Consider the following 26,617-nt stretch of genomic DNA (forward strand, 5'->3'; position numbering starts at 1 on the left):
TGACGCGCTGTGTGACAGCGCTGCTTCCGCATCGCATTCAGGAACTGAGTCAGATTTGCTTCGCCGGCGGCAAACCGCTCCGACGCGGCGCTTGATTGCGAGAAGTACCGCGGCTCGACTACGGAAGTCCTTTTGTCATCGTAAAGGGATTGAAGCCACGTTCCGCGAGGGCAGCCCACGAAGCTGCGCCAAGATGTGACAATCGGAAATAGAGTCGCGGCTTGGTCGGGTCGGTGTCCAACACGAACCCAGTCGGTAACTCGCGGACAGTCGTGGCATAGAAACCACCATCGGGCGACCTCTGGGATTCGATGACAGCGATCAACGACTCTGCCCTCCCAGTCCTGCCGAGCAATTTCATCAAGAGAGCCATTTGGCCCGTCCCTTCGGTCCACACACCGTCCCGGTCTTCACCGTAAGAAAAGCCCCCGCCGACACTCATTCGCTGTTCGGCGGTCGTCATTGCCGATGCAAATTTCCCGGCCGCTCCGTGAAGCGCTGTTAAAGGCCAGATCTGAGCATCCAGAGCCAAAATCGGATTGTGCGTGATGCCGTCTTCGGCGGTCCCTGCGGCGAAACAGGCGCATGCCGGATCCCACATCGAATTTACGAAGTGCTCCGCAACCGTTGCCTTATCGCCCCAGCGCGAATCGCCTGTACGGATCGCAAGAAGGCCAAACGCGGCGGCGAGGTCAGTATTATGTTCAGTCGATTTCCACGTCCGCACTTCCGGCTTCGGTTCGTGCCCAAACGTACCGCCCGTGAAACCGCCAGTGCCGCGCGTATCGGCCCATTGCGCGACCCAGGCGCCAAGCCGTGCTGCACCATCGCGGAACCGAGAGCCGGCGTTCCCATCATCCATCGACAGCAACGCCAGCACGGCCCACGCCATGTTACCGTTATCGCTGCCCACCTGATATCGATCCTCTAACCATTTGTTCTGCGTATTGTCCCACCACCCTGGAAGTTTGACGAGGCCATTCGCGACCACACCCGTAGCGTAAGCGTTGCGGAGCCGACCATCATGCCAGGTGCGGTCGTTATCGATGGCCAAGAGAAACGCCGAGCCAATCCGATACGCTTTGTCTCGCTCACCGCAACCGACCAATGCGATGGCGGCTACCGCATTGTCATAGAGGTAGGCGGCGCCATGCAGAGGCCCCGATTCGACGGTCGGATAGCTGGGCAGAAACAACGGCCCTGATGGCGGTGCCTTATCAATTAGACCAGCGAGGTATCCGCACGCTGACGTTTTTGGTGTTGTTGAAGCCTGCAGTGGAGCGGAGGCCATCATGATTACGAAAGTCGCGACGACCCAAGTGTGAAGGCAGAGCCCGCGACAACGGTAGAAGCAATAAGTGATTGGTGCCGGTAGCATTTCGCTGCCTCTCGCGTCTTTTCAGCCAAGATAGACTTTAGGACATCGGGAAGAAAGCCGGTCAGGATCGAGTAAAAAAATGTGCCTTCGTCTTCAATGGCAGCTTATGTGTTACGGTGACCGTAATTCCGAAGGCTTTAAACGGCTAACGACGGTCGTGGGATTAGGTCTGTCGCTCCATTTCCTGTCCGAAGCCTTTAGAGCGAAGGTCAATCCCGTTCACTTCAAGGCTAAGACGTTCTATGTCTATTCATCAGCAGATTTGAACCCACTAATCGATGTCAAGAACGACTTGCTGGGGCGGTATCCCTTTCGTCAGCCGGAGGGTCTTGTGCCGGAGGAGGAGGCAAACACTTATAGGATTAAGAAGGCTATCTACGATGCGTTCCTCGCTGACGATACTGGGGCGATCATTGCGATCGCCAATCAGTTGTCATACGTAACAAATTCGGCCAGCGTGTCCTATGACATCTACTTCGATGATTACGTCCATGCGTCTTACACCAATTTTTATGTTGGCGAGATTGTCGACGCTCTCGACACGACCGTCCTACTGACGGCTTATCTGTTCGACCGTCTCAATTTGCGGAGCGCGGCGCGTAAGTACTACTCGACGTACTATCAGGCGATGCGCTTGATCTTGCTGCCCGGAATGAACAGCGAGGCCCGCCTCCTATCGCGCCGTTTGGTTGCAGTCAGAGTGAAGTTGCGGTTGCTGCTTGATAGCCCCCTCTCTAGGGAGCATGCCGACTCTTCCTACGTCGATACTTTAATCGAGATGTTCCTTCAGCAAGTGCTGGCGGAGCATGAATTCACGCGCTACAGGCAGAAACACATTACCTATCCGGTCGTCGGCGCGCTCGGTTATGTGTGCGGGTGACGAGGTACGAGTAGGCTATGCCCCGAATGATTGTGCCGAGGGGGCCCAAGGAACTCCGGTCCTCCAAAGATCCTCTTAGGTAAGAAAAGAGCTCGCGAAACATCCGAAAACTACTGGTGGGCCCGGCAGATACTGCATTTCTCCGATAGTTCAATCGTTTAGCATTTAGGTGGTAACGAAAAAGTCCTATTGAAGTCATTGCGCTTTTTAACGCGTGATTACCACCAGCTAAGGCGTGGCGGACGTCACGGCTGAACTGGCTGGGGGGTGCAATTTCAATAGCTTTTCGAACAGTGTCTGTTGGTCTACGAGCACACCGGCAAACAGAACAGTGGCAACGAACCAACAGAAAAACAAAAGCGCGATTGATTTGTAAAAGAACTCAATCTTCGCGTCGGAGTGCAATCTCTTCTGTTTGACCCATCGTTCGTCCGACACGACTAGGTCAGCGACCTTCCGCGCCAGCCAGTTCTTCAGCTCTACGGGGCTTTGTTCGCTTATCTTGGCACCCAAGGCCAACTCTGGAATCTCATTAGCATACTTCTGTTCGATAGAGCCGCCGTGCAAAATCGAACCCATAAGAAGACGGTGATACCAGTGTCGATCAACGAAATAGAATAGGTAGGTGGCCAATATTCCCAACCACGGCATGACATTCGCATACAGAATCGTACAGCGCCCAATCGAAACAGACAGTTTTTTCTCGATCAGGAAGCCCTGAGCCGCTGCTATCGCAACAACTATCGTGATGAATAAGCCACGAACCTTCATTTCGATTTCGTTGAAGTGCTGCTGTACCCCAACGACGGCTTTCCAAATCTCGATAATGTTTTTACGCTCGTCGTTGTCCATTCCAATCCCCGTAGCGAAAATGGTCGAGCATTTGTCCAAAATCGGTATCAAGAACTGTGCTCGGTTGCACCTCCCGTTCACCAATCTTTTTTTCTCTTTCCACGTCGGCGTCGCTCCAGTGCGTAACTTCACGCAAGAGTTCGTAGGCTTCTGTGTGCTGCGCCCTGCCGTACTTGGCGTAGACATCTGAGATGCCGACGTCTTGTGCCATGGCCACATCTTTAGTCGGGCTGTCCCCCACGTAAACGCATTCAGACTTGTCTACTTTCAACGTCTCGACAATCTGGCTCAACACGCGGCCGTCTGGCTTAAATGAATTCTTTGGCGTGTGCCTTGCTTGGGTGTAGCGAAATTCATAATGGGACGCGGGGTACTTTCGAAGTTCCTCGCGCGAGATCGAGTCCGGGATATCGTGATCCGCCGGTGAGAACATAAAATCGAAAACGCCGTCGAGTCCCAGACGCCGCACTCTATAGTTCGAATAAAAGCCCATGGATTCAGTATAGCCAACGATTGCCGCACCCGATCCTTTGATCTTGAGCAATGTCTCCGCGACCTTTGGATAAAGCATCAGCTTCTGCCGTCGCTGATGACGATATGCTTCGATGGCCGTCTCGAACACCTCCGACGAATTCTTGCCGGATAACTTGGCGGACAGCGATGGGAGTTCTTCCAGCAGAAACGAGTACTCTGAGGTGCCGTGCCGCTGATGAACCTTCCGAATTTCCGGCTTCAGATCATCGAAACTGATTCCGCTAATCTCGACGACCTTGGCCATCATCGCGGTGAAGCAAGCGTGCCATAGGTCAACCCAGTCGAACAGCGTGTTATCTAGGTCGGTAATAACGACGCGTTTGCGGGCTACGTTCATCAGTCTGTCCCGTTTTCAACAATTTTAAGCGGCCCGCACGGGAAGAACTCCCAAACCCGGCCCGATTCGGCTTTTACCTTTACCAGCATAAGCTTGCCCTAGGGAGTCATAGCGAGGGAAGTCGCCGGTGAGCCGTAACAGCTCGGTTCGGAGCGAGATCGAGGCCGGGCGCAGGGGCGGACCACGTAGCGGCGAAAGATTCAGAGTGATCGGCGGATGTCCGCTTTGCCGTAGTCAGCCCTGCTCACTTAGCGGCGGCTCGCCGGCCTTGTCGGCCATTTCCTGGCATACCTTGGCCATCTCGGTGCGCACCTCGAACACGACGCGCTCGATATTGCGCCGGGTCGCAAGGTCGCCACGCGGCGCACAGCGCGCCGCCATGCCGGACAAATGCGTCAGCACCACGCCGCACAACTGGTCGGTCAGTTCGTCGACATCGCTTTGGAGTACCAGCTCGTGCCGCTTTTGCATCAACCGCGTCTGCAACATCTCAGTCTTGACCTTGACGTAGTCGGCGTCGGCCTGCGTGCGCGGCGATTGCTGCCGCTCACGCCGCAAGTATCGCAGGTAGGCAACGCGGCTCTGGTCGAGCGGGAAACCGTCACCTTGCCGCTGGATCACGCCGTCGGCTTCGAGCTTCCCGATGTAGGTCCTGCTGCAATCGAGATGCCGCGCCAGCGCCGATGCGCCGACCGTCGCTGCATTTCTGGATCGCGGTCGAGAGACAGGCTTGGCGACGGACGGGCTATCAATGGGGACGGTCTCAGCCATCTTGTTTGTTCCTGTTGCCTCGCGGCAGGATAGCTCACTTCCGCTTTCAGCGGCATAGCTGATATGGCCGGGCTGTCTGTTGTCTCGACCCGGTCGCGAATGACATCCATTGATCTAGATCAACTACGAGGTGTCCCGTTCCGCCCTTCTGTGCCTAAGCATCAGAAGGGGAGGAACGCGTCGTGAGCAAGGATAGGCATCCGAAAAGCCCTGAGCTCAGCACCGAGCCGACCAGCGCAGGACTGAAACGCCTTGATCTGTTATTGAGCAGCAGTTCGTTATTGGCTGCATCGCTGCTGCCGAGCGCCGTGCTGACGGCATCGGCGCAGGCGCAACAGGCACCCCCGTCAGGCAAACGGCCCAACATTCTCGTCATCATGGGCGATGACATCGGCTGGAACAATCTCGGTTCCTACCATCAGGGGCTGATGCTGAACGCAACGCCGAACCTCGACAAGCTGGCGGCGGAGGGAATGCGATTCACCGACTATTACGCCGAAGCAAGCTGCACCGCCGGCCGGGCCAATTTCATCACCGGCGAATTGCCGATCCGTACCGGCATGACCACCGTCGGCCAGGCGGGCTCGCCCCTGGGGATGCCCGCTGAAGCCCCCACCATTGCCGCCGCGCTGAAGTCGATGGGCTATACCACCGGCCAGTTCGGCAAAAACCACCTCGGCGACCGCAATGAATTCCTGCCGACCATGCACGGCTTCGACGAATATTTCGGCTATCTCTATCACCTGAACGCGATGGAGGATCCATTCTGGTACACCTATCCTCCGGAATGGAAGGCGACCGTTGGCCCGCGCAATATGGTCCATAGCTGGGCGACGGATGTCGACGACCCGACGGTCGAGCCTCGCTGGGGCAAGGTCGGCAAGCAGAAGATCGTGGACGAGGGACCGCTGCCGCCACACCCGATCGACGGCATCAAATACAACATGACCACCTTCGACGAGGTCATCAGCGCGTCCACCATTGCCTTCATGGACAAGGCCAAGAAGGACAACAAGCCGTTCTTCGTGTGGATGAATCCCACGCGGGCGCATGTCAACACCCACCTGTCGCCCAAGTACGACGCGATACAAAACCCCGAGACGGGTTTCGGGATGGAAGAGGCCGCGCTGAAGCAGATGGACGACAACATCGGCGTTGTCCTCACCTGGCTGAAGGACAACGGGCTCGAACAGGACACCATCGTGGTGTTCACCACCGACAATGGCGCCGAGCTTTACACCTGGCCCGACGGCGGCACCACGCCGTTCGCCGGCGGCAAGGGTGAGGTCACGGAGGGTTCGTACCGCTGTCCCTGCCTGATTCGCTGGCCCGGCCGGGTGAAACCCGGTTCCGTCTCGAACGGCATTATCTCGGGTCTCGACTGGTTTCCGACCCTGGTGGCCGCAGCCGGCAATCCCAACATCAAGGAGGAGTTGCTGAAGGGCAAGGAGATGGGTGGCCGGACCTACAAGGTTCATCTCGACGGGTATGACCAGACCGACATGATCACCGGCAAAGGTCCCTCCAATCGGCACGAGGTGTGGTACTTCGCCCAGACCAAGCTCGGCGCCCTGCGCGTCGACAACTACAAATTCCAGTTCATTGAACAGCCGAAAGGCTGGGTCGGCAATATCATTCAACCCAATATGCCAAAACTGACCAATCTTCGGCATGACCCGTTCGAGCGCATGAATTGGCCGAACAATGGCTTCGCCGAAGGTTCGGTCGCCTACTGGGATTCCTTCAAGCACGAGATGTGGCGCTTCCAAATCTCCGCGCAGGTGATCGCGCAGCACATACCCAGCTTTGTCGAATATCCGCCAATGCAGGCGGGTGCGAGCTTCAATGTTGGCGACCTGAAGGAGAAGGTCGAAATGGCGATCAAGGCCTCCCAGGCCCATAGTCAATAAGGCGAGAAGATCAGTGGATCAGCGCGGGCGCTTCAAATTTTGAGCGCCCGTGACTGCTTTGGGCTAGTTAGTCGATTGTCGACAAAGTCCACTATCGGCACATCGCGTCATTGCGCTGCGATGCGGAATTTGGTCGCTATCCGGGCATAGCGGACATCGAGTGTGACGCGCCGCCTCCCTGCAACTGCAACCAAGAATTTTCTCGCTCCGAATATTCTCAACAGGCGCAGTGGCGCGGTCCCGCCAGTTCCTCACACGCTCAGAAGGACCCGGACGCCCGATTGCGCAGGGACCGCCATCCTCTCCCCACCAGCGCGCGCGCCGCATCGCATCGACCTCGACGCGACCGTGTCAGCGTCACGACGACCGCCACCGGCCCGTTACGATGTCCGGACAAATCCGCCAAAGAGGTTCGTTCGACGATCTTGATAAGAATTGCCGGGCGAGATCATCCCAATCAACATCGAGAAGCTGCGTCGATTCAACCACAGGGTCTCGGAGTGCAGCTAGGAAATGTATTCGTAAACGAGGCCGGAAAAGTCGTTTTCCCGTCAGTGCAAGCATTCTCAAAGCTGGCTTTATCGACGTTAAGAGCCGTCCCGAACTGCGCGCCCGACAAGATCGTGCAATCAAAATTTACGCCTCCCACGTCAACCCCTGAGAAATCAGCGTCGATAAGCGTCGATTTATTGAAATGAGCTTTGTCCTTGCCGACACAGTCATCCGTTCCACCCATATTTGCGCCCTGCAGGGATGCTCGCGAGAGATCTACGCTGTAGAACTCGGCACCCTGCAAACAAGCTCCGACAAGAATTGCGCCCCCCATGTTCAAATTCTCAAAGAGCGCCTTTCGCAGCGTGCTGTGAGAAAAGTCGACGACGTGTTCGCGGCGAGTGTTGTCGTATGATTCCCGATTGTCTTTCACTAAATCCCACTCTTTTCCGTAGGCCTCCCAGTCTGCCATATACGAACCACCAAAAGCCGCGCCAGTGAGATCTAAGCCGCCACTCATGTTAGCGCCGTAGAGCTTGGCACCATCAAAGTGTGCGTCGACGAAAGCCTTCGTAGGCTTCTCAATAAATTGAGCGCGAACTAAGTACGATCGACGTAGGTCGACCGGCACCTTACCAGCTCGATTCAGGCGGGCCAGAATGTCGATCGCCGATTGCGTGTCAGCGGAGATCGGATGTTCGATGGGGGGCGGCTCACTAGTGGATGCGCTTTTTGCGTCATCGTGGGAGCTCTTTATAAATCCGATCGCGGCACGAATAGCGGGAGTGAGATACAGATTGTCTCTGGCCGAATCTTTCTTAGTGCCCTCAGAATTCACTTCCGTCGTTTGCGAATACCATCCTGCCGGGTTCGAGCTCGCTATCTGTTCGATCGCATATAGCCCAGCGATGCGAGTGCTCACGGACGATTCCTTCAATAGCTGAGCGGCCGAAATGAATTGTTGGTTGACGAAATGCTTCTGAGCCTCCGCCTGCTGTGTGCTGAATTGGTCACGAGAAAGATCGATCGTCTCTCTATCCTTGTACATGGTCCACGCGAACGTCGCGATGAGGGCGATGGCAGCGAAGCCCTGGCCGATGGTTTTTCGACTATTGTCTATGGTGTCAGCTCGGTCCTTTGGACTAACGATGTTGGGGTCAACGAGGAAGATCGGCACCAACCACCAAATGACGCCGGCTAAGATCAGCACGACTATCCCGAAGAACATCCAGATCAAGATTGCCAACATTGATGTGCTCCGATTTTCCGCGGCAATAGTAGCTGCGCAAATAACGAGGCCTCTTTTCTCGTGTGAATGGGCCGGCTTGAACCGACGAGGATGTTGAGCAGTCGCCGGATTGGCTTGAGGCCTAGCCAGAGGCACTACCCCAAGTAGTAGCTGGCCCAGTTACTGAGCGCAAATGAACTGAACGGTACGACCGGGGGAATCGAACGTCTTTGTGGTACCCTATTAAGGTTGCAGGGGTGTGGCTCAAGTACTCAGCTTACAACGAGCGAACGGCGATAGAGCAAGTCCGAGCGCTGGCGTGGTCCTTCACTCACCAGCCTTCCCGTCAGGATTTGAGGAAGGGCGACTGTAACTTAGCAAGCAATGTCTGCCCGTTCACGCCAGCCGCCGGCGGGCCGGCGCGATCGTCATCGCCGCACCGTGTAAGCTTGCCCCGGCGATGTCGTCGTATCGGCGAGCGGCGCCACGACGTTGGCCACGGCCAGCCAAGCAGCGGGCAGTATGTCGGCGTTAGGCTCTATGGAAAGCCCGCTCTCCCACGCCTGAAGTGTCAGCGTTGCCTGATCCAGTTCGACAGCAAACAGCGCATCCATGGTCTGCGCCGTCTGCTTCTGCCGTTGCTCAAAGGTTAGCGCGCGGGCATCCGAAACCGCACCCGCGGCGGCAAGCTTCTTATCCTGCAACGCGAGCAGGGAATCATGGTTGGCGTAGACCAGCATTGCGACAATGTCCGGGATCTGACCGATCGCAACCGCAGCCGGTTCGGCAACGTTGTACACTTTCAGCGTAACCTGCGCTTCGGGGATGTCGATCTTACCGCCCTCGCGCTGGAGCAACTGATCGACGCTAATCTCGCCGCGGTGTGCGAGAGCGGCGAATTGTTCCTTTAGCCTGGCACGGGCCTGTGCGCTTGGTTGCGGCGCATGTTCGATTTCTACAAGCCTCTGGCGTAGCTCTTTCGCCTGCTGACCCAGCCGATCAATTGCGGCCGTGATCGTTTCGCCTTTCAGCAACTTCGGGACCGGGACCTTGATCGCTTCCATGACGGTGCCGCGCGGCCTGCCGTCTGCGAGCCACGCTTTAACATTTGAGCGCAGCGTGCCGGCGGCGTGCCATGCTTTCGACCGGGTGGCGTCGAGCGCAACCAGCCGCGCCTGCTCTGCCGTGAGGTCTGCCAGTTCCTGGCGCACGGGAATGACCTGCGGTGAGTCGTCCGGTAGCTCAAACCCTCCGGTCGATCTATGGCCGGTCAGTCGTTTCAACCTCGCTTCTACTGTAAGCCGATCGGCACCTACCTGGCGCCTCACATCGCTTTCGGGGATTAATCGGTGCAAATCTTCCGCCCGTTGCACCAATGCGCGGTAACGGTCGGCGGGCGGGCCTTCCGGAAGATAGGTGGCCGAGTCCGGCGGCGCGTAATAGCTGACGGATTGCGGCGCGAAGCCGAAGGCGGGGGCGGGTTCGAAAGTTTCTGACATGTTATGCCTCTCAGGGGCGCAGTAGGCCGGGAGACCGTCCCGACGCGGTCTCATGGCTGCTTCAGCCAGAAGCGTTCGCAGACCGCGTGCAGCCAGACCGCCCGGCCGCTGACCGCGACCAGTCGCTCCGTGCCGTCGATCTCGCCCCTGCACTGGACGCAGGTTCGGTCGGTTGGGATATCGTCGGGCTGGTTGTCTTCGGTGGACGGGGATCGCTCTTTTCTTCCTGTCCCCGAAAATCGGCCCTCAAACCCGACACACCCGACACGATCAATGTATTCAACGGGTTGGCTTGAGTTTGGACCCGCCACAAAGGGGGCTTGTGTCGGGTTCGATTTTGACGAAAAGTCCTTTGTTATCAATGTTGTGTCGGGTGTGTCGGGTAATCCGCCCCGACTTTGAGCCGCGGAAAAATCCGACCTTGTTTCCGCCTCGGTCGCGGGCGGGAGATAACGCTTGAACGCATCCTCGAACCAAGCTCGCAAGTAACCCTTGGGCGTCGTTTCGCCCTCCTTCGGAATCCGGACGCTCCCCGACTTGATGCCATATGGCTTGAGAAGCTTGGTGACCTGGGCGGCGGTAATCGGCTTCTCGTTCTTGCCATAGGTGGCCCAAGGGCTTTCCGGAATGTCGATCAACTCCTGGATCAGGCGAACCGTCATGAGCCGGTCCTTGTCAGCCTGTCCTAGGACCAGCCGGCCGGCCACCATCTCGTCGAAGATGAAGCGGATCGCCGTGAGAAGCTGGATCCCCGTCGACGGATCGGCGGTGATCTGCCGCTGCTCGATCGCGAGCGCCGCGTCCCAGCCGGCCTGCTTCATCTCCATCTGCTCGGCGATCGCCAGCAGCGGGCGCCAATTCGCCCGCCGGCGGTTATGGAAGTCTTGCGGGATCTCGGGCTGCCGTGAAGCCAGCGCCTCGGCGTTGTCCGCGGCCCAACGCAGGATCTGCCGCCGCAACCGGGCAAAGGTCTCGTTGTCCAGGTGGTCGAAGTCGGCAATCCATTCTCCTGCCAGCTTCGGCTTCATGTCGATCGCGAGGGCCCGGCTCAGCGTCGTATCGGGCAGCTTATCGCCCTTCATCCCGAGCACCTTGGGGGCGAAGGTCGAGAAGCTTTCCGGCTCGTGGGTGTCGTGATGGCAGCGAATGACGGTCTGACCGCGAGTCCATCCGGAATTGACGACGCTGCGCAGGTCGCCGTTGTCGACCAGGACGTCGTCGCCCTCGTCAATCACGAAGGTCGGCGCCCATTTGGCAATCGAGCGGAATAGCGCGGCCCCGCTGATCTCGACACTGTTGAGCGCCCGGCGCGTCAGGAAAGTAATGATGCCGAGCAATGTAGTCTTGCCTGAATCCTTCTCTGCCGAGCGCACCAGCAGGACCGGGCTGTGGGTGGCAAACCGCTCGTGCTCGTGGAGCCACGAATAGACCACCCACAAGGCCACGGTGGTGGCCTGGGGCTCCGTCAGGATCACGTAGCGGCGGATGCATTCTGACAGCGCGCGGAACAAGAGCTTGCCCTCGACGGCCTCGTCCCATGGTAAGACCTGCCAGTGGTCGTAGAGCATCTCCATTCCTTCGATCGCCATCTCCGCGCGCTGCTCCGCGACGAAGCGATCGAGGTCGCTCACACTAATGCCGAGCTTGGTCGCTGCGCGTTTGCGCCGCTTCGCGTAGTCGAATGGCGGCAGTGCCGCGAGCTCGGCGAGCAGCGCCGCGTCTTCGGCGGTGGCGGTCGCGCTCGGTTCGGAGGCCGCCTCAAGCTGCCATTCCGGCGCTGCCTCGACAGCCTTGAACAGCTTCGCCGCGACGGCATCGTGCTTGAGCCAGTCGCTGACGTCGTGACCGTCGCTGCGATCGGGATAGAGATCGACGATCTTGATCGACGCCGCGACGTCATAAAGCCCCTTCGCAACCTTCTGCCCGTGCTTGCGGCCGGGTGCATCGGCGTCAGGAAGAATGACGACGCGCCGGTCCTTGAAGTATGGGGTCAGTTCGCGGGCCCATTTCGCGCTGGCGCCTTCGCTCATCGTGGTCGCGACAAGACACGCCTGATTGGCAAGCGCGTCAGCGTCCTTCTCACCCTCGCAGAAATAGACCACGGCCGTGGGCGCCGCGAGCAGCTCGGGAAGCCGATATGGGATCTTCGGCCCCACCGGCTTGTCCTTCAGCCACTGCGTACCATTCCAATGAAACTGCGGGAATTGCTTCCTGCCGTCGCCGTCGAGGTGTTTTCGGACGAGCAGATAAGGCTCGCCGCGCTCGTTGCGGTACACGAATTCCGCGAGTGGCGGCGACCACTTGCCGTTGGCTTTCTTCTTCGTCGCCTCGAACGGCGGCAGTCCCAGCCTGTCGCGGACGTAATCACGACACGCGATCGCATCGTCATCGGCGAAAGAGTGGATCACGAAACCTTCGGGCGCGTTCGCATCAAGCAATACGCTCAGAGATAGATCGTCAGCGCTGTGGCCGGGCCCAGGCGCACTAACCTGATTGCCGCTCACCTCGCCGCCGAGCAGTTCGGCAATCTTATGAATGGTGGGCAAGCTAGCGGTCATTGGCGACAACTTGCTGAAGAGCAGATCGATTTCAGCGCGATGCGGCCGGGAGCCACAAAGCTCCCGATCCGCTGTCCTGCAGAAATCTAGAAGGGGATGTGTTCGTCCATGTCGTCGCGCGGCGGCATCGGCGCCGCGGCGGTCGCGGCCGCTATCTCGTCCGCGGTGAGCGACGGGGAGGCCGGCCTGACGATAACCGCTTCTTGTTGCTTGTTCTGGAACGTGACCTCGCCAAGGACCAGCTCGATCTGCTTTCCGATCCAGGTCTTGCTGGTGGGGCCGTAGGCCCGCATCAAGATCTTCCGGTTGGTCGCGTTCAAACTCAAAACATCGCCACTCTCGAAGTGGAGATTGGGCTTGTCGTACTTACCCTCGCGGGCGTCCGCGATCGTCTCCAGCAGCGGTCCCTCCCGGACGTCGGCAGGGGTGATGAAGGTCTCGCCGTTACTGTATGTGCGCATATCGATCGTCATCTTGCGTTCTCCTCTCTTGATGCTTGTCTTGTCTCTGCCCGCTCGAAGAAATCCGAACACGCGGGCGCGGGCAGCATCGCTCGCGGGTTCGGTAGTGGGGTGAACCGTCCATCAGGACAGACACGGCGCAGAAGGCTCGTGGCCGCGATCTCGATTTCAGGTAGGGATTTCGAGCCCCAGCACGCATCGCAGACGGCACCGATGGCGGCGCTTGAGGGGCGGGGATCTGCGGCCGGGACGGCGATCAAAAATGCACCGGCAAGCCGCGCTCGCGACCGGAAGTGCCACTGGCAGACGAAGCACTGATGCGAGGAAGTCGGCGAATAGCTGCCGGCCTCGTAATAGGCTAACGTGCGCTGTTTCAAACCCACATTTGGACAGCCGTGCAGTGGAGTTCCGGCCTCAAACAAATCAACGATCAAATCGCCAGACGACCGGCGGAAGCGTGCGATATCGGCGCGGAGGCTCATGGCGCGGCCCTGTCGCGATGCAGCCAGGCAAGCTCGGCGCTGCCGACGTAGCCGCGCTCGAAAACTAGCCAAGCGAAGTCGACCTTGCCGCCGCCGGGCTTTTCCCCACGCACGATGACGTGCCCAGGCGGCATCGATGGCCGTGGCGTCAGCAGCCAGACCCTGCGCAGCGGCAGCGCCTTCAGCCATCTGGCGGCGTTCAAGCGAGCGACCGGAAATATCAGCGCGACCCTAATTGCGCCGAGGTTGAGCGCATGACGGGCGAAAGCTTCGACAGCGCCAAACGGTGGATTCCCCACGACGGTCGGCGGCATCGATTTGCGGTCGAGAAAATCTTCGAGATGGCAGCCGGGATACCCACGATCGGCAATGTCGGCGGCAATAACAACGTAGCCGGCTCCCTTGGCGGCGTCGGCGATACGGCCGAAGCCCGTGCAGGGATCGAGCAGGACGTGGCTGCGGTCGAAGTCTTCGACCTCGAACAGTCGCGTCGACACCCACCGCGGCTCGACGTAATGGTCGGAGGCCTCGCGGCGCCAGACGTGTGACAACCGGGGCCGCTTGTCTGTCGCAAGGAGGTCGGCGGCGGCCGGCACTAACGGATCCGCTGCGGTGTGAACACCTTGGAGAGGGCGGGTTATGATCTCCCCTCCTGCGCCGCAGGCGACTTCGCGAGACCGATGTCGCACTTGCGGCGGGGCGGCCTGTTGCCTATAGAGCATGCATGAACTCCATTGCTTGGCGGCGATGGAAACAAAAATTTGAAAAGGGTGGCCCTGCCAGGGGCCGCCCTTTTTGTTGACGTTAGGCTGCGGTGTTATCCGCGCTCGCGGTGCTCTGATTGGCAGATGCGGACCTGTGCCGCGTCGGCGGAAGCGGACCACGCAATAACTGCTTCCTAATGCGATCCCAGCGCTTGCGTGGGACCAGCAGGAGCCTGCCATCCTTTTCAGTTGGTATGTCACCCCGGCCCGCGGCCCGATAGCTCTCGGCTCGGCAGAAGTCGATCTGCGCTCCGGCTTCGGGAACTGTGTAGTAGTGACGCTTCCGAAGTTTGCGGCTCAGTCGCATGGGGACCTCCCGCGATAGCTTGAGACACAATTCGACGATAAACCAATAATGGCATATCGACAAGTCGAATTTGGTACGCTATCGTCGGTGCCGTTTCGTCCCACCAAGTCCCGAGGTTGCTGCATGGCCCCGCCGCGAAAAAAGCGCAGACCAGGAGAGGGACACCCAGTTCATCTGAGGTTTCCAACCGATGTCTTCGAATGGATCGAGGCGGAGACCAAGGAGAAAGGCTGGCCGCTCAACCGTGTGATCATCAATGAGATGGCCGCCATTCCCTATCTGAAGAAGCAGGCCAAGCTCGGGGAGTTGATCAGGGACATGGAGGTCATCCTCGCTGACTATGGCTCGCGGCTTACGCTGGCCGATCTTGGTGAGCCGATGTTGCGCGCCGTCGATCAGTTGCTCGCCGCGAAGACCGATAGCGAGCGACAGATTCAGCTAGACCGGCTCCGCGTTCTTCGCTCTGCAATGCTAAAGAACGGGCGGGCGACGAAGGAATGATCCTTCAAGAATGACCCACATGAGCAAGACAAGCGCCAGATTTAACCTAGCCGATATCAGCCGCGCCACCAAGGCGGCTAAAGCCGAGGGCGCTGCGGCGGTGGAAGTCCTGCCCGACGGCACCATCCGAATCGTCATCTCCGAGCCGCAGTACGGTGAGAAGCCCGAGCCCACAGAACCTAAACACCGTGATTTCAAATTGTGAGACCGATGATGCCGAAACCGAGATTGCCGTTCCTGCACCGCCACGTTAGCCGTCATGGCAAGGTCACGTACTGGGTCAAATTGTCGTCGCGCCAGCGTGGCCGTGGCATTCGCATACACGGACAATATCGCGGCGAAGAATTCATGACCGCGTATCACGCCGCAGTGCAGGGGACGGTCATGCCGACACTGCTGATCGGCAAAGATGGCAAGGGCTCGGTCGGATGGCTGATCGGCTTATACCGTCATTCGCGCGATTGGGGCGAGCTTCTCAGCGCGGGAACGCGGAAGCAACGTGGTCCGATCCTCAAGCAGATCGAGAATGCGGCACGCGATCTTCCCATCACCGCCATTACTCGAAAAAAGATCGAGGAAGGAATTTCGGCTCGCACGTCAAACCAAGGCCGACATTTCAAGAACACCGCAAGTGCTTTGTTCAAATGGGCCGTTGAGCATGAGCTGTACGACAAGAATCCGACCGATGGCATCAAGATTAATCGCGGCGATGGCGAGGGCCATCTCGCGTGGCCAATCGAGCTGATTGAGCAGTTCGAGCAGCATTGGCCACTCGGTAGCAAAGAGCGGCTGATGTTCGACGTGTTCCTGTACATCGGTTTGCGCCGTGGCGATGCGGCGCGGCTTGGCAAACAACATATCCGCAACGGCGTTACGCATTTGATGACTGAAAAGAGCGGCGGCACCATGCCGATCTATGTTCCGGTGCATCCGGCGCTGGCCGCCTCGATCAACGCCTGCCCGTCGTCCGGTCTGGCTATCATCGCGAAAGACGACGGCACGCACTACAGCAAGGAAGGTCTCGGCAACGCCTTTCGTGAGGCAATCGTGGCGGCTGGAATTCCGGTGACGAAGAAAGGTTCAGATGAGAAGGGCTATTCCGCCCACGGTCTGCGCAAGGCGAGCGCGACCATCGCGGCGGAAAGCGGTGCTACCGAATCCGAGTTGAACGCTATGTTCGGCTGGTCCGGCTATCAGATGGCGCAGCTCTACACCAAGAAGGCCGACCGCAAGCGGCTGGCTGCGCGTGCGCTGGCGAAATGGACGCGGCCCTCGCCCGACGATGCGGGGCAAAGCGAACTCGTACATCTTCGCCTGGAAAAAGAACGAGCCTAGAACAACGGTCGTTACCACCTTTGGGGCGGTGGTAATTTCAGGCTCAAAAAATCAATGATATCAATCCGGGCGCGGCGTTGTGGTGGGCCCGGCAGGACTCGAACCTGCAACCAGACCGTTATGAGCGGCCGGCTCTAACCATTGAGCTACAGGCCCCGCCGCGAGACGGCCGCTGAAAGTAGCGGCCGGCAACGGTGCGCGGTTCGTTTACAGGGCCTGAGGCGGGGGTGCAATGCCGGGGCGCGTCGATCGAAACGCCAGCGGCGGCGCAATGCCGGGGTGTTCCGAATAACCGAATTTTGGGATGATGCCCTTATGCGCCTGTTTTGCCCGACGGGTCAAGCGTTTTTCGCAGCGAGCCCGTTTTCGCGTCTGTAACTCGCTGAAATCGCCTGCCTTTTCTACTGTGCATGGGGTTGTTTTCGGGTTTTTGGCAAAAGGGGGTCCCGCAGGTCCCCCCTGTCTTGCGGGCGCATGACCGGCACAGGCGCGCCTAGTCCACCGAGACCCCGGCGAACGCCACGACCTTGCGCCACTTCTCGGTCTCGTCAGCGACGAGCTTGCCGAACTCGGCCGGCGTCATCGGCTTGGGGATGCCGCCGTTCTCGGTCAGCCGCGCGATCACCTTCGGGTCGTTCAGCGCGTCGCCGACGGCCTTGTTGAGGATCTCGACGATCTCGCCAGGCGTGCCCTTCGGCGCGGAGATACCGTAGAAGCCGACCGATTCGAAGCCCGGCACGGTCTCGGCGATCGCCGGCACGTCGGGCACGCTCGGCCAGCGCTGCGGCGAGGTCACGCCAAGTGCGCGGACAGTGCCGCCGCGCGACTGCTCGAGCGCGGAGGGGAGGTTGTCAAAGATCAGCTGCACCTTGTTGGAGATGATGTCGGGGAAGGCGATCGCAGATCCCCGATAGGGCACGTGCACCATGTCGCACTTGGTCATCACCTTGAACAGCTCCGCCGACATATGCACCGAGGTGCCGTTGCCGGACGAGGCGAACGAGATCTTGCCGGGATTGGCCCTGCAATAGTCGATGAACTCCTGAACCGTCTTCACCGGCATCGCATTGGAGACGACCAGCATGTTGGTCAGCTGCATGATGCTCGCGACCGGCACGGTGTCGCGCAGGAAGTCGTACGGCAGCTTCTTGTAGAGCGAGGTCGAGATCGCGTTGTTGGGCGCGACGAACAAGAGCGTGTAGCCGTCGGCCGGCGCGTTGATCGCGGCGGCGGCCGCGATGTTGCCGCCGGAGCCGGCGCGGTTCTCGACGATGAATTGCTGGCCGAGCCGATCCGACAGCGCCTGCGCCATGATGCGCGCGACGATGTCGACCGGGCCGCCGGCGGCAAAGCCGATCATCCAGTGCACGGGGCGGTCGGGGTAGGCGGCGGAGGCGGGAGGCGAGGCTGCGAAAAGACCGAAAAGAAAAACCAGCCCAAAAACAGTGTTACGCAAAATTCGCAACATGACACCTCCCATTGCTTTATTGTTGGCAGGCATGCTTTCACAAAAACCGCCCGCTGCCTACATCGCCTCAAGTCGATGTTGACGCGGGCGCAGTGGGATCGACCATGAATTTCGCGATCACGATTCTTGTCAGTGCGGCACTGCTGTTGAGCCCCGCTGCTGCTCAAACCGGAGGCAACGCTATTTCCAGCTCGACAATCAGCTTGGGCACCGCGACGCCGGGCGGCGGCTTCCCGCTTTATGGCAACGCCTTCGCGGAGGTGATGAATGCGGCAGATAGCACGCTCACCATCGCCCCGCGCAACACCAAGGGCAGCAACGAGAACATTCCGCTGCTGGAGAAAGGCGAGCTCGATCTCGCACTGGTCGCGGGCGAGCCGGCCTATGAGGCCTTCGCCGGCATCGGGCGTGCGCCGGTGCGGCTGAAGATTTTGACCGCGATCTATTCCAACCCCGGCATGTTCGTTGTGCGCGCGGACAGTCCCTACAAGACCATTCACGATCTCCTCAGTCAGCCGGTTGCGTTCGGCGCCAAAGGCTCGGGCCTGCCGATCCTGGCGCGCTATGTGCTCGATGGCCTCGGCCTGAAGCAGGACGATGATTTCAAGGCGATCTATCTCGACCGCGCCGGCGACGGCCCCGCGATGGTCGAGGATGGCCGTGTCGCAGCACTCTGGGGCGCTGGCATCGGCTGGCCCGGATTTGCGGCGGTGGCATCGAGCGCGTCAGGCGCGCGCTTCATCGCGCCCAGCGCGGAAGAGATCACGCGCATCCGCGCCAAGCACGCGTTCCTTAAACCCCTGACCGTGCCGGCCGGCTCCTATCCAAAGCAGTCCGAGCCGATCGCCTCGCTCGGCTCCTGGAGCTTTGTGCTGACGCGCGAGGATCTGCCCGACGATGTCGCCTATCGTCTCGCGAAGACGCTGCATGGCCTTGAGGCGACCTTCTGCAAGAAGCTCGCGCAGGCCTGCGAGACCACGGCCGCAAACACGGTCGCCGCGGCCCCAAAGCCGGAGCTGATTCATCCGGGCGTGATGAAGTACTTTCGCGAGATTGGCGTGGTGAAGTGACGGCCGCCTGAGCGACCGTCACGCTCTCACTTCTTCAGCATCGGACACGCCGGGTCCGGCGGACCAAACGCCTTGTCGCCGGAAATCGTGGTGAGGATCTTGTAATAGTCCCACGGATATTTGCTTTCCTCCGGCGTCTTCACCTGCACCAGCCAGAGGTCGTGCACCATCAGATTGTCTTCGCGCAGTTTGCCGTTGCGGGCGAAGAAATCCTCGACCGGCGTCTCGCGCATTTTCGCCGCGACCTTGAGCGGATCGTCGGTGCCGGTCGCCTTGATGGCGTTGAGATAGTGGATCACCGACGAATAGACGCCGGCCTGCCACATCGTCGGCATCTTGTTCATCTTGGCGAAATAGCGCTTCGACCATTCGCGGGTCTTGTCGTCCATGTCCCAGTAGAAGGAGGTCGTCAGCAACAGGCCTTGGGCGGCCTGCAGGCCGAGGCCGTGGATGTCGGTGATCAGCGCGAGAAGTGCTGCCATCTGCTGGCCGCCCTTGAACACGCCGAACTCCGAGCCGGTCTTGATCTCGTTCATGTTGTTGGGGGGACCTGCCGCAATGCCGATGATCTTGGCCTTGGAGGCCTGCGCTTGCAGCACGAAGGAGGAGAGATCCGGCGTCGCCAGCGGCGGCTTCACCGAGCCCAGCACCTTGCCGCCATTGGCGGTGATGACGCTGGAGGCGTCACGTTCGAGGGAGTGGCCGAAGGCGTAGTCGTCGGTAATGAAGAACCAGCTGTCGCCGCCGCGCTTGACCACGGCATCCGCGGTGCCGACCGCGAGCGCGCGGGTGTCGAACACCCACTGCATCGCATAAGGCGAGCAGAACTTGCCGTGGAAATCCGCGGTGCCGGTGGAGTGGGTGATGAACAGCTTCTTCTTCTCGTTGGCGACGTTCTGCACCGCAAGGCCCACGGCGGAGACCGGCACGTCGACGATCAGATCGACCTGGTCGACGTCGTACCAGCGCCGTGCGATGCCGCCGCCGATATCGGCCTTGAGCTGGTGGTCGCCGATCACGATGCTGATCGGCTTGCCGAGCACGCTGCCGCCGAAATCGTCGATCGCCATCTGCGCCGCCGTCACCGAGCCCTGGCCGGTCGGCGCGGAGGCCGGGCCGTTCATGTCGGTGAGCACGCCGATCTTGACGATGTCGTCGGACACCTGCGCCATTGCCGCGCCCGACAGCAGCGCCGCCGCCAAGGGCATCGCTAAAAAGGCGGCCGCGACCGGCAGTCCAAATCTCGCTGGATTCACGCTTGTCCTCCCCTGATCCGGCTCGTTGGCCGAAAGTTGCTTGTCCCGGGTACGGCCCGGCTGAATTGGTTTCTTTTGCAACTATTTTGGGGCGGGCGTCAATCTCAGGCGGCGAACCGGATCTGGCCGGCGGGCGAGGGATCGTAGCCGGTCAGCTCCTCGGCGCGCTGGCGCAGCCGCCGTTCGCTGAGGAACCGGATCAGCGCCTGCATGGCGGGGCGAAAATAGCTGCGCTGCCGCATCGCCAGGTCAAAATTCTCCCAGACCAGCGGCACGAAATCGAGCCCGGCCGAGCGCGCCGCCGCCCGCGTCGCGACGCCGCAATCGGCCTGTCCGGCGCGGACTAACTCGGTGAGATCCGGCCCGGTGAGGGCCGGCGTCTCCACCCGGCGCAGATCGCGCATCGAGGCGCCCGCGCGTGTCAGCAGCACGTCGAGCAGCATCTGCGCGCCCGTGCCCTGTTGCCTCATCGCCATCCGCGAGCCGAGCGCGAGCACGTCGGCGAGCCCGCGCAGCCGCTTCGGATTGCCCGGCGGCAGCACGAGACCCTGCTCGCGGCGCACGAAGGCAACCAGCAGCGCGTCATGCAGGTCAGGCGCGTCCCGCAGCGCCGTCGCGCTGGCGTCGGGGGCGAGATTGCCCTCGGCATCGAGGCTGTGGAAGTGCACCGCGACCGCCATGACCTCGTCGCGCTGCAGGCGCTCGAGCCCGCGCGCACTGCCTTCGGTCATCGATCCCAGGCCCGAGCCGGATTCACGCAGGCTCCAATCCAGCAACTCGTCCTGGCTGCCGCCCACCACCGGCGGCGGCTCCGCCGTCAGCATGCCGGCCGGACGCGCCATGCCCGACAGCACCCAGAGATCGAGCTCGTGCCGCGGGAACAGCCACTTTCCGGTCACCTTGGAGCAGGGGATCGCGCCGGTGGTGACGAGTTCGTAGAGCTTGCGTTCGCCGAGACGGAGATAGTCCGCGGCTTCGCTGGTCGTCAGGAATTCCATCCTGCATTCCTATGCAAATTCTTGCTTCTTTTTGACGTTCAACGCAGGTGGAATTCTGCACTTCGATTTGTGTCCGCGCGAACCATGCCCGATGATCTCGTTGCTTTGCAACACATCCTGACGCGTGTTTCGATTTTGGTTGACGATCTTGCGAGGCTCGAATGGTGCGGGCCTTGCGCCGTTGCGCTCGTGATTGCAATCAACGTGCCGGTTGATTGATTGCCGAAACTTCCCGAATGACTCGTCTCAGCGGCCGCGGACGCGTCATGAACTTGCCTTTCGGTAGTGGTCAAACCCAGGCTCTATCTCCTGTTGCCGTCGCGACTGGCAAGACCGTCACGAGTGCGGCGCAATCGACCATCATGATCGCGTCGTCTTCAATGGGAACCCGTCATGGCCGTTCGCCGATTGACCGTTGCATTTGCGCTTCTCTGCGGCCTCGCCGGGGGCATGGCGGCCTCGTCTGCCGAGGAGCGCGCAATTGTCCTGGCCTCGACGACATCGACGCAAGCCTCCGGCCTGCTCGACTATCTGCTGCCGATTGTCCGCGACAAGACCGGCATCGAGGTGACGGTGATCGCGCGCCGCAGCGACGAGGTGCTCGATGTTGCACGACGGGGCGAGGTCGACGTGGTGTTGATGCATGCCCGGCCGCAGGAGGAGAAATTCGTCGCCGACGGTTTTGCCACGAAACGCTACGACGTGATGTACAACGATTTCGTGCTGATCGGGCCGAAGAGCGATCCCGCCGGCGTGAAGGGCAAGGATATTGCGACGGCGCTGAAGACGATCGAGGCCAAAGGCGCGCCGTTCATAACGCGCGGCGATCGTTCCGGCACCCATGCGGCGGAGCTTGCACTCTGGATCGTTGCCGGCATCGACATCGCGAGCGTCAAGGGCGCCTGGTATCGCGAGAGCGGGCAGGGCATGACCGCCGCCCTCGACGCCTCGCGCACGGCGAATGCCTATGTGCTCGCGGACCGCGCCAGCTGGATCGCCTTCAGGGAACGCGGCGATCTCGACATCGTCGTCGAGGGCGACAAGCGGCTGCTCAACCAATACGGCGCGATGCTGGTGAACCCGGAGAAGCATCCGAACGTCAAGAAAGAGCTGGGCCAGACCTTCATCGACTGGTTGATCTCGCCGGAAGGACAGGCGGCGATCGCCGGCTACAAGGTCGACGGGCAACAGGTGTTCTTTCCGAACGCGGACAGGCCGGGCGGCTGATTGGTCGAGGCACGAGCGGTTGCCAAACCGCGCGATGCGTGATCCATCATGAGGCATGACCCAGCGCCTGCCGCCCTCGCTGACGCCGCTCGACACTGCGCTCGCTATTTTGCTGCGTGGTGTTGATCCGGTCTCGCCGGTCGAACTGCCGCTGGCTGAAGCGGTCGGCTGTATCGCCGCGGGGATGCCTCAGCTCGCAGCCTATCCGCTGCGCGACATCGCCGCCGCAGATGGCTGGGCGATGCGCGCCAATGATCTCGTCGGTGCGTCCTCCTACTCGCCGTTGCCTCTGACCGAGCTTCCAGTCTGGGTCGATGCTGGCGATGCGATGCCGGCAGGGTGTGACTGCGTGCTCGATGCCGGCGCGGTCGAGGTGTTGGGCCCGCTCGCCCAGGTTCTGGCCGAGGGCGTTCCAGGGCAAGGCGTCGGGCGTGCCGGCGGTGACATTGCCGATCGCTCGGCCGCGGCCACAGCGGGACATCCCATCGATGCAACGGCTCTGTTGCTCGCGCGCGTCGCCGATGTCGAAAGGCTGAGCGTCAGGCGACCGCGGCTGCGCATCGTCAACGTGCCGGGCGCAAGTGCGGCGATGCAGATGATCGCCGACCTCGCGCGCGCGGCGGGACTGGATGTGAGTGCGCATGAGGCCGGAGCTCGCGATGCGACGTCGATCGCGGAGGCGCTCGATGTCTCCGTCTGCGATCTGCTGCTGACGATCGGCGGCAGCGGCGTCGGTCGCGCGGATGCCGCGGTGACGGCGCTGGCTCAGCGCGGGGCGGAGCTCGCCCATGGTCTTGCGCTCCAGCCTGGACGCACCGCAGCCGCTGGGTGGCTCGGAAAGGTTCCCGTCCTTGCCCTGCCCGGGGCGCCCGGTCCGGCGCGCGCTGTCTGGCTCGCGCTGGTGCTTCCGCTCGTCGACAAGATGTCGGTGCGGCAGCCGCGCCGCCAAGTGACCCTGCCGCTCGCGCGAAAAATCGCTTCCAGCGTCGGCATTGCCGAGATCGCCCTGCTGGCCGAGGAACATAGAGCGTGGATGCCGCTTGCAGTCGGTGAATGGCCGCTCCACGCCATTGCCCGCGCGGATGCATGGTTGCTCATTCCGGCCAGCGATGAGGGATTTGCGGCGGGCGAGCCTGTCGATGCTTATTTGATGCGGGAATGATATGGGTTCCGGCATGACGATGATCCCAAAAGCGCCAGATCGCAGCGCGCTCGAACAGGAGCAATTCCTCAAGATCCTCTCGCGTGAGGAGGCGCTCGCGCGCTTCGAGGCGGCCCTGCTTCCGCGCGCGATCCCCAGCGAGCAGCGCAGGCTTGGCGATGCACTCGGCACAGCGCTCGCCGAGGACATCACCGCACCGATCGACGTGCCGCCCTTCGACCGCTCCAATGTTGATGGTTTTGCCGTGCGCTCGGCGGATCTTTCCGCCGCTGGTGAGGGCGCACCCGTACCGCTCGCGCTGAACGGCGAGACCATTCATTGCGGCACCGCGCCTAAGCTGCAGGTCGCAATGGGGACCGCAACGCCAATCGCAACGGGCGGTCCGCTGCCGCGTGGTGCTGACGCGGTCGTCATGGTCGAGCACACCCAGCCTGCCGGTTCGGATGCGATCGATGTCCGTCGCGCGGTCTCGCCCGGCCAATTCGTGTCCTATGCCGGATCCGACATCGCGCGCGGCGAGACGCTGCTGCGCGCCGGCACGATCATAGGCTCGCGTGAGATCGGGATGCTGGCGGCCTGTGGCATCGCCGCGGTGAAAGTCGCGCGGAAGCCGCGCGTCGCGGTGATCTCCACCGGCGACGAACTGGTGCAGCCCGGCGAGGCGCTTGCGCCTGCCGCGATCTACGACACCAATGGCGCCATCGTCGCAGCCGCGATCGACGAGAATGGTGGCGAGGCGACTTTCCTGGGCGCCGTTCCCGACGACGAGGCTAGGCTCGAAGCCGCCATGCGCAGCGCGCTGGCAAATGCCGATATGCTGGTGCTCTCCGGCGGCACGTCGAAGGGGGCGGGCGATCTGTCCCATCGCATCATCGGCCGGCTCGGCCAGCCCGGCATCATCGCGCATGGCGTTGCGCTCAAGCCGGGCAAGCCGCTGTGCCTCGCGGTGTGCGACGGCAAGCCGGTTGTGATCCTGCCGGGCTTTCCGACCTCGGCGATGTTCACCTTCCACGACATGATCGTGCCGGCGCTGCGCAAGATGGCCGGCCTGCCGCCGCGCTCCGATGCCAAGGTGAGTGCCACCGTGCCGGTGCGCATTGCTTCAGAGCTCGGCCGCACCGAATTCGTCATGGTCTCGCTGGTCGAGGGCAAGTACGGCCTGATCGCCTATCCCTCCGGCAAAGGCTCCGGTGCGATCACGTCCTTCGCGCAAGCCGACGGCTTCCTGCGTATCGACGCGCTTGCCGACCAGATGCCGGCGGGGACCGAAGCAGAGGTCACTCTGTTTACGCCGCATGTGCGGGTGCCTGATCTCGTCATCGTCGGCAGCCATTGCACCGGCCTCGATCTCGTCACCGGACCGCTCGCGCGTGCCGGCCTCACCGTGCGCTCGATTGCGGTGGGAAGCCTCGGCGGACTTGCGGCCGCGAAGCGCGGCGAATGCGATCTCGCGCCGATCCATCTGTTCGACGACAAGAGCGAGACCTACAACACGCCTTACCTCACCGAGGGGCTCGAGCTCGTGCCGGGCTGGCGGCGGATGCAGGGCATTGTCTATCGCAATGGCGACAAGCGATTTGAGGGGCTCGGCGCGAAGGAGGCCGTTGCGGCTGCGCTCGCCGACCCCGCCTGCATCATGGTCAACCGAAATCAGGGCGCCGGCACGCGCATCCTGATCGACCGGCTGCTCGGAGGCGCCCGTCCGGACGGCTATTGGAACCAGCCGCGCTCGCACAATGCGGTCGCTGCGGCCGTCGCGCAGCATCGCGCCGATTGGGGCATGACCATTGCGCCGGTCGCCCATGCGGTCGGCCTCGGTTTCATTCCGCTCGCGGAAGAGCATTATGACTTTGCTTTGGTGACGGCGCGCAAGCAACGTCCGGCGGTGCAGGCGTTTCTTGATGCGCTTGGCTCGGACGAGGCCAGAGCGGCATTGGAGCGAGCCGGCTTCCGGCCTGCGTAGACGACAAGCGACGACGCGGCATTCAAGCCGTGCGGAAAACAGGGTGGGGGACGCGATGGCAAGGCCGCTTTCGGTTGCGATTGTTGGTGCCGGCATGGGCGGGCTCGCGACCGCCGCGGCGCTCAGGCGTGTCGGCGTCGACGTGATGGTCTACGAGCAGGCCTCCCAGTTCGCCCGGATCGGTGCCGGCATCCAGATCGGCTGCAACGCGATGAAGGTGCTGCGCGCGCTCGGGCTTGAGCAACGGATGCGCGAGCAATCGTTCTATCCGCGGTCCTGGAATAATCGCGACTGGAAGAGTGGCGACATCAAGTTCGACATGATCTTTGGCGAAAGCGCGGAGGAGAAGTTCGGCGCGCCTTATCTGCTGGCGCATCGCGGCGATCTCCACGCAGCGCTGGCGAGCGCGGTGCCGGATGAGTTTGTGCGGCTCAACCACAAGCTCGTCGGCCTCGACGAGACCGGCGAGGGCGTCCGGCTCAGCTTTGCCGACGGCACCAGCGCTATTGCCGATGCCGTGGTCGGCGCCGACGGCGTGCATTCGGCGGTGCGTGACATTCTGTTCGACACCGCGCCGGTCAAATTCACCGGCCGCATCGCCTACCGCACCACCTATCCTGCCGCAATGCTCGGCGGGAAGATCGATGATTGCACGAAGTGGTGGGGCGAGGACCGCCACATCGTGATCTATTACGTCAAGCCGGACCGTAGCGAGGTCTATCTCGTCACCAGCCAGGCGGAGCCCAATTTCCGCATCGAGTCCTGGTCGGCGAAGGGCGACGTGCGCGATCTGCGCGCCTCGTTCGAAGGCTTTCATCCGCAGGTTGGCCAGGTGCTGGCGGCGTGCCCCGACGTGCACAAATGGGCGATCATGGATCGCGATGCGCTGGAGCGCTGGGCCGATGGCAAAGTGACGCTGCTCGGCGACGCCTGCCATCCGATGACGCCCTATATGGCGCAAGGCGCGGCGATGGCGATCGAGGACGCCGCGGTGCTGTCGCGCTGCTTCGACGGTGTCGACCGCGACGGCGTCGTGGATGCCTTCCGCCGCTTCGAGGCGACGCGCAAGGTGCGGACCACGCGGGTGCAGGAGACCTCGCGTGCCAACATCTGGCTGAAAGAGCGGACCGATACGAGCTGGGTCTACGGCTACGACGCCTGGTCGGTGCCGCTGGCCGCTTGAG

At 61.3% G+C, this 26,617-nt stretch carries 23 protein-coding genes and 1 tRNA gene; 10 read left to right on the forward strand and 14 right to left on the reverse strand.

The window, feature by feature from the left end:
* Window positions 1-118 precede the first annotated feature (118 nt).
* A complete protein-coding gene (locus FXB40_RS21590) occupies window positions 119-1,294 on the reverse strand; it encodes a hypothetical protein (protein WP_246207796.1) in 1,176 nt (391 codons plus the stop codon).
* 163 nt (window positions 1,295-1,457) lie between these two features.
* Between FXB40_RS21590 and FXB40_RS21595 the strand changes: the two genes are divergently transcribed.
* The gene (locus FXB40_RS21595; protein ID WP_148774188.1) at window positions 1,458-2,258 is read left to right on the forward strand and encodes a hypothetical protein; all 801 of its coding nucleotides are present in this window, start codon (window positions 1,458-1,460) and stop codon (window positions 2,256-2,258) included.
* Between the two features lie 228 nt (window positions 2,259-2,486).
* Here the strand turns inward: FXB40_RS21595 and FXB40_RS21600 are convergent, their stop codons facing one another.
* The 3 genes from FXB40_RS21600 to FXB40_RS21610 form a co-directional block, all read right to left on the reverse strand.
* Window positions 2,487-3,110, reverse strand: a complete 624-nt coding sequence (locus tag FXB40_RS21600; RefSeq protein WP_148774189.1) for a hypothetical protein — start codon at window positions 3,108-3,110, stop codon at window positions 2,487-2,489.
* A complete protein-coding gene (locus tag FXB40_RS21605) occupies window positions 3,091-3,981 on the reverse strand; it encodes an HAD family hydrolase (RefSeq protein WP_148774190.1) in 891 nt (296 codons plus the stop codon). The genes FXB40_RS21600 and FXB40_RS21605 overlap by 20 nt, the downstream gene beginning before the upstream one ends.
* Window positions 3,982-4,215: 234 nt before the next feature.
* Window positions 4,216-4,752, reverse strand: coding sequence for a hypothetical protein (locus tag FXB40_RS21610; protein ID WP_148774191.1), 537 nt, complete (start codon window positions 4,750-4,752; stop codon window positions 4,216-4,218).
* Window positions 4,753-4,994: 242 nt separating this feature from the next.
* On the opposite strand from FXB40_RS21610, the gene FXB40_RS21615 reads away from it, so the two are divergent.
* Window positions 4,995-6,662 (forward strand): arylsulfatase, encoded by a 1,668-nt coding sequence (locus FXB40_RS21615; protein ID WP_246207825.1) that lies wholly within the window; start codon window positions 4,995-4,997, stop codon window positions 6,660-6,662.
* A 481-nt stretch (window positions 6,663-7,143) separates the two neighbouring features.
* Here the strand turns inward: FXB40_RS21615 and FXB40_RS21620 are convergent, their stop codons facing one another.
* The 6 genes from FXB40_RS21620 to FXB40_RS21645 form a co-directional block, all read right to left on the reverse strand.
* Window positions 7,144-8,403 carry a pentapeptide repeat-containing protein gene (locus FXB40_RS21620; RefSeq protein ID WP_148774193.1) on the reverse strand — a complete coding sequence of 420 codons (1,260 nt, stop codon included), beginning with the start codon at window positions 8,401-8,403 and terminating at the stop codon, window positions 7,144-7,146.
* A gap of 407 nt (window positions 8,404-8,810) precedes the next feature.
* Window positions 8,811-9,881, reverse strand: a complete 1,071-nt coding sequence (locus tag FXB40_RS21625; RefSeq protein ID WP_148774194.1) for a hypothetical protein — start codon at window positions 9,879-9,881, stop codon at window positions 8,811-8,813.
* Between the two features lie 50 nt (window positions 9,882-9,931).
* Window positions 9,932-12,427 carry a DUF3631 domain-containing protein gene (locus FXB40_RS21630; RefSeq protein ID WP_187437042.1) on the reverse strand — a complete coding sequence of 832 codons (2,496 nt, stop codon included), beginning with the start codon at window positions 12,425-12,427 and terminating at the stop codon, window positions 9,932-9,934.
* 98 nt (window positions 12,428-12,525) lie between these two features.
* A complete protein-coding gene (locus FXB40_RS21635) occupies window positions 12,526-12,912 on the reverse strand; it encodes a hypothetical protein (protein ID WP_148774196.1) in 387 nt (128 codons plus the stop codon).
* Window positions 12,909-13,382 (reverse strand): hypothetical protein, encoded by a 474-nt coding sequence (locus tag FXB40_RS21640; RefSeq protein WP_148774197.1) that lies wholly within the window; start codon window positions 13,380-13,382, stop codon window positions 12,909-12,911. Before FXB40_RS21640 ends, FXB40_RS21635 begins: the two co-directional genes overlap by 4 nt.
* Complete coding sequence (locus FXB40_RS21645; protein ID WP_148774198.1) at window positions 13,379-13,978, reverse strand: hypothetical protein; 600 nt, start codon at window positions 13,976-13,978, stop codon at window positions 13,379-13,381. The genes FXB40_RS21640 and FXB40_RS21645 overlap by 4 nt, the downstream gene beginning before the upstream one ends.
* A 598-nt stretch (window positions 13,979-14,576) precedes the next feature.
* Between FXB40_RS21645 and FXB40_RS21650 the strand changes: the two genes are divergently transcribed.
* From FXB40_RS21650 to FXB40_RS21660, 3 genes are read left to right on the forward strand one after another with little or no spacing between them, the layout of a single operon-like run.
* Window positions 14,577-14,954 carry a hypothetical protein gene (locus FXB40_RS21650; protein ID WP_148774199.1) on the forward strand — a complete coding sequence of 126 codons (378 nt, stop codon included), beginning with the start codon at window positions 14,577-14,579 and terminating at the stop codon, window positions 14,952-14,954.
* A 19-nt stretch (window positions 14,955-14,973) separates the two neighbouring features.
* Entirely contained in the window at window positions 14,974-15,159 is a 186-nt protein-coding gene (locus tag FXB40_RS21655; RefSeq protein WP_148774200.1) for a hypothetical protein, read from the forward strand.
* Window positions 15,160-15,167: 8 nt separating this feature from the next.
* On the forward strand, window positions 15,168-16,289 hold the full coding sequence (locus FXB40_RS21660) for a tyrosine-type recombinase/integrase (protein ID WP_187437043.1): 1,122 nt from the start codon (window positions 15,168-15,170) through the stop codon (window positions 16,287-16,289).
* An 80-nt stretch (window positions 16,290-16,369) separates the two neighbouring features.
* Here the strand turns inward: FXB40_RS21660 and FXB40_RS21665 are convergent.
* Window positions 16,370-16,445, reverse strand: a tRNA-Ile gene (locus FXB40_RS21665).
* 337 nt (window positions 16,446-16,782) lie between these two features.
* Window positions 16,783-17,757 (reverse strand): Bug family tripartite tricarboxylate transporter substrate binding protein, encoded by a 975-nt coding sequence (locus FXB40_RS21670; RefSeq protein WP_187437044.1) that lies wholly within the window; start codon window positions 17,755-17,757, stop codon window positions 16,783-16,785.
* Between the two features lie 104 nt (window positions 17,758-17,861).
* Here FXB40_RS21670 and FXB40_RS21675 point away from each other — a divergent pair, with 104 nt between their 5' ends.
* Window positions 17,862-18,827, forward strand: a complete 966-nt coding sequence (locus FXB40_RS21675; RefSeq protein WP_148774203.1) for a TAXI family TRAP transporter solute-binding subunit — start codon at window positions 17,862-17,864, stop codon at window positions 18,825-18,827.
* Between the two features lie 26 nt (window positions 18,828-18,853).
* Here the strand turns inward: FXB40_RS21675 and FXB40_RS21680 are convergent, their stop codons facing one another.
* Together FXB40_RS21680 and FXB40_RS21685 are read right to left on the reverse strand one after the other, a co-directional pair.
* Window positions 18,854-20,083: an ABC transporter substrate-binding protein gene (locus FXB40_RS21680; protein WP_148774204.1), complete on the reverse strand. Its 1,230-nt coding sequence runs from the start codon at window positions 20,081-20,083 to the stop codon at window positions 18,854-18,856.
* A gap of 104 nt (window positions 20,084-20,187) precedes the next feature.
* Window positions 20,188-21,081: a substrate-binding domain-containing protein gene (locus tag FXB40_RS21685; RefSeq protein WP_148774205.1), complete on the reverse strand. Its 894-nt coding sequence runs from the start codon at window positions 21,079-21,081 to the stop codon at window positions 20,188-20,190.
* 393 nt (window positions 21,082-21,474) lie between these two features.
* On the opposite strand from FXB40_RS21685, the gene FXB40_RS21690 reads away from it, so the two are divergent.
* Genes FXB40_RS21690 through FXB40_RS21705 form a run of 4 tightly spaced genes read left to right on the forward strand, consistent with a single transcriptional unit; the run spans window position 21,475 to window position 26,616 of the window.
* Window positions 21,475-22,308 (forward strand): ABC transporter substrate-binding protein, encoded by an 834-nt coding sequence (locus tag FXB40_RS21690; RefSeq protein WP_148774206.1) that lies wholly within the window; start codon window positions 21,475-21,477, stop codon window positions 22,306-22,308.
* Window positions 22,309-22,363: 55 nt separating this feature from the next.
* Complete coding sequence (locus tag FXB40_RS21695) at window positions 22,364-23,470, forward strand: molybdopterin-binding protein (protein ID WP_148774207.1); 1,107 nt, start codon at window positions 22,364-22,366, stop codon at window positions 23,468-23,470.
* Between the two features lie 13 nt (window positions 23,471-23,483).
* Window positions 23,484-25,433: a molybdopterin biosynthesis protein gene (locus FXB40_RS21700; protein ID WP_187437045.1), complete on the forward strand. Its 1,950-nt coding sequence runs from the start codon at window positions 23,484-23,486 to the stop codon at window positions 25,431-25,433.
* Window positions 25,434-25,488: 55 nt separating this feature from the next.
* Window positions 25,489-26,616, forward strand: coding sequence for an FAD-dependent monooxygenase (locus FXB40_RS21705; protein ID WP_148774209.1), 1,128 nt, complete (start codon window positions 25,489-25,491; stop codon window positions 26,614-26,616).
* Window position 26,617 lies beyond the last annotated feature (1 nt).

The sequence above is a fragment of the Bradyrhizobium rifense genome, assembly GCF_008123425.1.
GTDB classification, from domain to species: domain Bacteria; phylum Pseudomonadota; class Alphaproteobacteria; order Rhizobiales; family Xanthobacteraceae; genus Bradyrhizobium; species Bradyrhizobium rifense.

What these genes read in the sequence shown, in the direction of transcription:
- FXB40_RS21620 (WP_148774193.1), bottom strand. Translation starts at nt 8,403, where the DNA reads ATGTTGGCAATCTTGATCTGGATGTTCTTCGGGATAGTCGTGCTGATC.
- FXB40_RS21590 (WP_246207796.1), bottom strand. Translation starts at nt 1,294, where the DNA reads ATGATGGCCTCCGCTCCACTGCAGGCTTCAACAACACCAAAAACGTCA.
- FXB40_RS21690 (WP_148774206.1), top strand. Translation starts at nt 21,475, where the DNA reads ATGGCCGTTCGCCGATTGACCGTTGCATTTGCGCTTCTCTGCGGCCTC.
- FXB40_RS21605 (WP_148774190.1), bottom strand. Translation starts at nt 3,981, where the DNA reads ATGAACGTAGCCCGCAAACGCGTCGTTATTACCGACCTAGATAACACG.
- FXB40_RS21660 (WP_187437043.1), top strand. Translation starts at nt 15,168, where the DNA reads ATGCCGAAACCGAGATTGCCGTTCCTGCACCGCCACGTTAGCCGTCAT.
- FXB40_RS21705 (WP_148774209.1), top strand. Translation starts at nt 25,489, where the DNA reads ATGGCAAGGCCGCTTTCGGTTGCGATTGTTGGTGCCGGCATGGGCGGG.
- FXB40_RS21595 (WP_148774188.1), top strand. Translation starts at nt 1,458, where the DNA reads ATGTGCCTTCGTCTTCAATGGCAGCTTATGTGTTACGGTGACCGTAAT.
- FXB40_RS21695 (WP_148774207.1), top strand. Translation starts at nt 22,364, where the DNA reads ATGACCCAGCGCCTGCCGCCCTCGCTGACGCCGCTCGACACTGCGCTC.
- FXB40_RS21600 (WP_148774189.1), bottom strand. Translation starts at nt 3,110, where the DNA reads ATGGACAACGACGAGCGTAAAAACATTATCGAGATTTGGAAAGCCGTC.
- FXB40_RS21670 (WP_187437044.1), bottom strand. Translation starts at nt 17,757, where the DNA reads ATGTTGCGAATTTTGCGTAACACTGTTTTTGGGCTGGTTTTTCTTTTC.
- FXB40_RS21675 (WP_148774203.1), top strand. Translation starts at nt 17,862, where the DNA reads ATGAATTTCGCGATCACGATTCTTGTCAGTGCGGCACTGCTGTTGAGC.
- FXB40_RS21655 (WP_148774200.1), top strand. Translation starts at nt 14,974, where the DNA reads ATGAGCAAGACAAGCGCCAGATTTAACCTAGCCGATATCAGCCGCGCC.
- FXB40_RS21700 (WP_187437045.1), top strand. Translation starts at nt 23,484, where the DNA reads ATGACGATGATCCCAAAAGCGCCAGATCGCAGCGCGCTCGAACAGGAG.
- FXB40_RS21635 (WP_148774196.1), bottom strand. Translation starts at nt 12,912, where the DNA reads ATGACGATCGATATGCGCACATACAGTAACGGCGAGACCTTCATCACC.
- FXB40_RS21650 (WP_148774199.1), top strand. Translation starts at nt 14,577, where the DNA reads ATGGCCCCGCCGCGAAAAAAGCGCAGACCAGGAGAGGGACACCCAGTT.
- FXB40_RS21640 (WP_148774197.1), bottom strand. Translation starts at nt 13,382, where the DNA reads ATGAGCCTCCGCGCCGATATCGCACGCTTCCGCCGGTCGTCTGGCGAT.
- FXB40_RS21625 (WP_148774194.1), bottom strand. Translation starts at nt 9,881, where the DNA reads ATGTCAGAAACTTTCGAACCCGCCCCCGCCTTCGGCTTCGCGCCGCAA.
- FXB40_RS21610 (WP_148774191.1), bottom strand. Translation starts at nt 4,752, where the DNA reads ATGGCTGAGACCGTCCCCATTGATAGCCCGTCCGTCGCCAAGCCTGTC.
- FXB40_RS21685 (WP_148774205.1), bottom strand. Translation starts at nt 21,081, where the DNA reads ATGGAATTCCTGACGACCAGCGAAGCCGCGGACTATCTCCGTCTCGGC.